Source organism: Stieleria sedimenti (assembly GCF_025060895.1).
In the GTDB taxonomy this organism is placed as follows: Bacteria; Planctomycetota; Planctomycetia; order Pirellulales; family Pirellulaceae; genus Stieleria; species Stieleria sedimenti.
Map to the genome: position 1 here is coordinate 48419 of NZ_JANZKV010000148.1, position 6000 is coordinate 54418.

Genomic DNA, 6000 nt, shown 5'->3' on the forward strand with positions numbered 1-6000 from the left:
GCGGCGGCGAGAGGGAAAGCGTGGCGTGCTGAACTCTAGCTCGCCGCTACTGCCGTGCTCGCGTTTTCTCCGCGCTCGTTTGGCACACCTGCCGAGGCAGCCGCGCGGACACAGGCATGCTCGCGGCGAATGTCAAACGATGCTCAGCCGACGGCCCCCCTCACGAGAAACCCAGCGTTTTCAAAAACCGTTGACCGAAGCGGCCATAGTCTTGGCCGTCAACATCACCATCGCCGTCAAAATCGAGTGATTCATCAAACGCCGACGCGCCCATCGGCTGCAAGAACGTCAGCCCGAACCGGCCGTAGTCCTGGCCGTCGACATCGCGGTCGCCATCGGTATCACCATAGTGCCGGAAGAATCGATCCGCCTGGACAGCTCCGTGGTCGTAGTCCCCCGCCATCACGGCTCCGCTGACCGGCGACGAGATCTGGGCGGCGAGCAAGGTCAGTTGATAATTGCCGTCGGCCAATGAGTTGCGTAGCCCCGTCGTTCCGCCGGGGTCTCGATCGACCACCGACGGCCCACTGCCGAACGTGATTTCGACAAACGTCTGCCCCGATTCGAAACGGCTGGCGACGATCAACGACGTCAGCTGCGTTTGAGTGTCACGATGGATCAGCTGAACCGCCGAGGCCGGCACATCGACGTTGCCGTCAAACACCACCGTCACCTGATCAAGCGTCGAACGCTGCGACTCCTCAACCGGCGCACCGGAATCACCGCCGACCATCAAGTCGACCACCGACGGCGAGATTTCCTCGAGCACAAACAATTCGCGTCCGAAGGGACCGTTCTCGGCGGTGAAATACAACTTGCCGCCGATCTGGACGATCTCTCGCGGATGGCTGCCAAAGAACTCCGGCGGATACAGATCTTCCACCAACAAGGTGAGGGCGTCGCTGCCATCGGTCGCCCACAGCTCGCGGTCGTTGTTGGTGGTACCGGCTGCACTGAACAGCAATCGCTTGCCGGTGTCGTACAGCGGCACCGGCCCGCTGCCGCCGCCGGATTGAATGTCCGACACCAACGTCGCGTTGCCGGCCACTCCGCTGGTCTTCCACAACTCTTCGCCAACGGTTCCATCATCGGCGGCAAAGTAAACCTCCCCGAGTGCAGGAAAGAAACCGCCGGCGTTGCTCGATCCGCCGCCCGAATGGATGTTGGCGATCTGGCTGGTGCCATCGCCGGTGCCGTCGGAGCGGAAGGGTTCCACCCCGTCTGAGCCGTTGTTGGCGGAGAAGTAAAGCGTCCCGTTGACGTCGGTCAAGTCAACCGGATCCGAGCTGTTGCCTCCGCTGCGAATGTCCGAAACGAGATGGGTGTTCCCCAAGCTATCCCTTCGCCACAACTCGCGCCCGTTGATTCCGTTGTCTGCGGTGAAGAACAACTCGGTCCCCACCACCGTCAACTCCTCGGGTGATGAATCAAACGTTCGATTGAGATCATTCGGGTCCACGACGGCATTGATGTCTCGGACCAAACTGACCGACGTCCCATCGGTCCTGAACAACTCGCGGCCGATATCCTTGCGATCGACGCCGTCGGTCACCGTCTCCGCGGAGGTATCGGCAGAGAAGTAAAGAAAACTCTCCAGCGCCGTCAGTTCCATCGGATTGCTTCCCACCGAACCCGGGATCAAGTCCCAGACCCTCTCGGCCGGACCGCCGCCATCACTTTTCCACAACTCGTTCCCGCTGACGCCGTCGTCGGCCACGAAGTAAATCAGCCCGTTGGAAATCACAAACATCGTCCCGTCTTCATCCAGTGGGACGGGACGTCGATCGGACAACTGTCGCGTCGGACCGTTCGGGTCGGTCAGGTAAACGCCTCCTTCGGTGCCGAGCGAGTTGTTGTAGAAAACGACTTGTTCGGTCAGGGCGCTGTACACCGTCAGGGTCGAGATCCGGTCGGTGCTTGACGGAGAAATATCTTCGAACAATTCAACCGTTCCGGCCACGGTATCCGCTTTCCAAATCGCTTCGCCGTTGAGCCCATCATCGGCGACGAAATAGATGTCCGTACCGAATGGAACCAGATCTCTGACGTCGGCGTCAGCGGTCGATGGATTCAGATTGACCAGCATTTCGGTATTCAACGGATCGCCATCGGTGATCCACAATTCACGGTCGCGTGCCAAATCAGTCGTCGTAAACAGCAAGTTGCCGTTGAGTTCACCGAACAACCTCGGTGCACCATCCAACGGAGCACCATACAGGTCATTGCCCGGCAACGAGTCGATGACTTGCACCGTTCCTTCTTCGGTTCCATCGGACAACCAAAGCTCCAAACCGTCGACGAGGACGTCATCGGCGGCGAAGAATAACTTGTCGCCGACCTGGGTCAATTGAAACGGATTGGAACTGCCCCTCGGAACAATGTCTTTGACGATCTTGGTACCACCGGTCGTCCCATCGGTCTTGTGTAGTTCACGCCCCGCATCTACCAACTGGGTCGTGCCGACACTCAAATCAGCCGACAACGTCGCACCGACGACAAACGCTTCGGTGGACTCATCCGGGAAACCCGGGAACGTCGAATTGCCGAAAGACAATCGAACCGTTGCGGTGGTCACCGTCGCACCGCCGGGATTGGTCAGATTGACATTGTTGGCATCTCGACCGAGGTACCAATTATCCAGCTCGGGGCCTGACACGGTCGTGGAGCTTGCCGGGGTCGTGCTGCCGTTGAGAAACAACTCGAACAACAATCCTTCTTCACTTCCCGACGTCGCATCGGCCAATCCGTTCCCCGACGCGAATCCGGAAAAACGGAGATTCGTCAAACCGGCGGAATCCGCAATCGTCCATTCCCACGCGTTGACCGCCAGCTCACCATTGTTGTCGATGTCTTCGACGTACAAATCGCCGACTTCGATCGATTGCAGCCCGACGCCCGAGTCACCGATGCGGGCGCTCGACGAGACCCAACCCAGATTGTCGTTGGATCCGCCCTGTGCGGTGCTGTTGAACTGGATCGATGCGTTGAACCCTGACAACGTCCCACCGTAAGCCGTCGCCGTCTCGGCGACGATCCCCGCATAGTTGCCATTGACCACGCGAGAATTGTCTGCCGTCATCGTCGGCGAACTCACCGAGATCGTCGTTGCGGGTACCGCCCCGTTGGCGACGAAGAACAACGTGTCGCCGACCACTTGAAACTCGAACGGAGTGGATGAACCGAGACCGAGCGTCGTGTCGGCGACCAACGTGATCGTGGCGCCGTCGGATTTGTACAAGTTGCGTCCGCTGGTTCCATCGCTGGCCGAGAAAAACAACTCCGCCCCGAACGGAGTCAGCTCTTCGGGGTATGACGAACCGTTCGGGTTCAAATCCGACACCCGCACCGTGCCGGCTTCGGTTCCATCGCTTCTGTAGAGCTCCACCCCATCGGTGAAGTCTTCGGCGGCAAAGAACAACAGCCCGTTGTGGCTGGTCAAGTACGTAGGATTGGAACTGACCGTGGGATCATCGTCGGCGGTGCCGGGATCCGTGCCTGGATCAATCCCCAGATCCTTCACCATCACCGTCCCTGCTGCGGTCCCGTCACTCTTCCAAAGCTCGCGGTTGTAGTATCCATTGTCGTAACTGGTGAAAAACAAGGTGCCATTGACGTCGGTCAGCTCTTGCGGACGATCGATCACCTGTTGGTCGGGATTGATGTCTTTGACCAACGCGGTGCCTCCCGACGTGCCGTCGTGCGCCCAAAGCTCATATCCGGTCGCCGGTTGGCCTCCAAACTCCGGTTGGTACGCCGTGAAAAACAGCTTCGATCCCGACGCGGTCAGGTCGGTCAAGTAATACACGCCCACCGCATCGGCATCAAAGACCTTGACCGTCCCCGCTTCGGTTCCGTCGCTTTTCCACAAATCGGTTTCGCCGCCCTCATCCAATGCGGTGAAAAACAATTTGTTTCCGAGCACGGTCAATTCCGCCGGCGATGACGTGTCAGGTCCCGGCAACAGGTCTTTCACCATCGCCGTTCCGTCGACCGTCCCGTCGGTTTTCCAAAGCTCGGTTCCATGCACGCCGTCATCGGCGACGAAGAACGATTCATCGCCGAACGAAACCAGCTCATCGATCCCCGAGGACACGCCGAGCATGTTGATGTCTTGGAACAGGTCAATCGCGAACGTCAGCAGACGACGGCTCTCCAGCGATTCGATCGCCGACCCCAATCGCCGACGACGCGTACGACGAACACGCGTTCGATGCCGTTTTGCATCGCTTGGTCCAGACAATCGTGTCCGCAAAGGGAACCGCGACACGGCCGATCGTCGCGATCGCAATCCGTCCATAGGGGCTTCTCAACAGAGGTTTAGCGTGACGAGGATGAAGCAAACCGCAGGCGTAAACACCGACGTGCTGCGGCGCCGACCCCAAGCCGGAAACGGCCCCATGGAAGGCGACGTTGAGAGCGGCCGATGCGGCCCCCAAGGCGACTTGATGCGACTTCACCGAAGAACAAGGGTGGCAGTATAGACAAACCGCGCGTTCAAGGCCGCAAAATCGGACGATTCAGCAGGTCCGTTTTCTTTGAACGCACTCGCCATTCGCTCCACCGAGGATCGCATCGACCTGTTCGCCGCGCGGGACCACCCAAACGGGCAGTTGCTGATCCTCTCGTGGATAGGGCCCGCACACGACCGTTCGCTTGCTGCCGTGCATCACCTGAACATCAAACAGCTCCTCCACGCCGCTTTCAAACTCCAGAAACGCAAGACTCTGCCCGGACATCCAGTCGATCACGACAATGCCACAACGCATCGAATCGCGATCCTGACAGATCGGCACGCCTCCGAAAACAGAGGTCTCCCTCGCACGACTCATGCCCACAAAGGCGTACCGGCCATGGAAAGCCAACCCGCGTCCATAACCCGGATAGGACGCCACCTCGTCGGCTTGGCCGCGATGTGGATCGATCGTGACCAGTTTTCCGCGACCACTGTCAAGCATGAAAACCTTTCCGTCATGCAACCGCGGAGAATGGGGCATACAGAAACCGCCCGCGACCACCTGCCCACTGGGCACGTCGATCAGCACCCCGCCGTCGGACTTGTTTTCGCGCCAGCCACGCGCCGCATCACTCGTTCCCAACGCGCTGACATACTTGGGCCGCCCCTCGTCCATCGCCAATCCGTTGAGATGACAACGGTCTTGTGGCGCCAACTCCGTGATGAACGGGGGCTGCCAGCGTGGAACGAAATTAAAATCCTCGTGCAACGTCGAGAGACAAGAAAACAGAGTGTTCACAATCCACAATTGGCCATCGGCTCCCCACTGCATTTCATGCACATGGATGTTGCCCGTCACAAACGATTCTCGGGCAAGGTAGGCGCGGTCATAGGTCCCCGCCGGATCGACTTGGCGCGCCAACGATCCGCCATCGCGAAGAAACCAAATCACGTTCGGCCCCCCGACCGCGATCGATGACGTCTTCACCCCGACCGCATCGGACGCCTGCCTCGGGGGCGCAATCCCCATCGCCTGTTGAAAATTCGAAAACCCCAAATGAAGCTGACCGTCGCAGGCACCGACGCTGACGACTTTGCCCGCCGCATAGGTCGAAATGAGTAACGAGCAACCGAGGTGTTCGAGCAACGGAACGAATTTCGAACTGTGCCGGTAATTGATCTCGCGCATCGCGGTGGGCCGCTCGGGGCCGCCCGCCGCGGCATCGTCCGAGCCGGCTGCTGGTTGCTGCTGGTTGTCCATCGACTTCGTTGGGGTTGAACGGGAGCTTCGATCGGTCCGGCAACGCCCCGAGCCGCGAGGTCGTTTGGGTTTCAAAGCCACCCTCCCTCTGGGAGGGTCGCGGAGGAGTTTGCGACGACGCGGGGAGGGTTGCTGAGGCTCGAAATCACGCAGCGACAACCAATCGCCCCTCCCCTCGCTCCGCTCGACCCTCCCTGCCAGGGAGCGTTTCTTCGGTGGTGTAAACAACAATGCCGTTAGCGAGGGTAACCCTCGACCGCAGCCTAAGTTCCAGTTTTGCACTTTT

The 6000-nt window shown here is 59.5% G+C and carries 2 protein-coding genes; both read right to left on the reverse strand.

The genetic code is table 11. From position 1 onward, the window contains the following. Window positions 1-160 precede the first annotated feature (160 nt). Window positions 161-4240 (reverse strand): ELWxxDGT repeat protein, encoded by a 4080-nt coding sequence (locus NZK35_RS19235; RefSeq protein WP_259634147.1) that lies wholly within the window; start codon window positions 4238-4240, stop codon window positions 161-163. A 277-nt stretch (window positions 4241-4517) separates the two neighbouring features. After that, window positions 4518-5714 (reverse strand): TIGR03032 family protein, encoded by a 1197-nt coding sequence (locus tag NZK35_RS19240; protein ID WP_259634148.1) that lies wholly within the window; start codon window positions 5712-5714, stop codon window positions 4518-4520. Window positions 5715-6000: the final 286 nt, after the last annotated feature.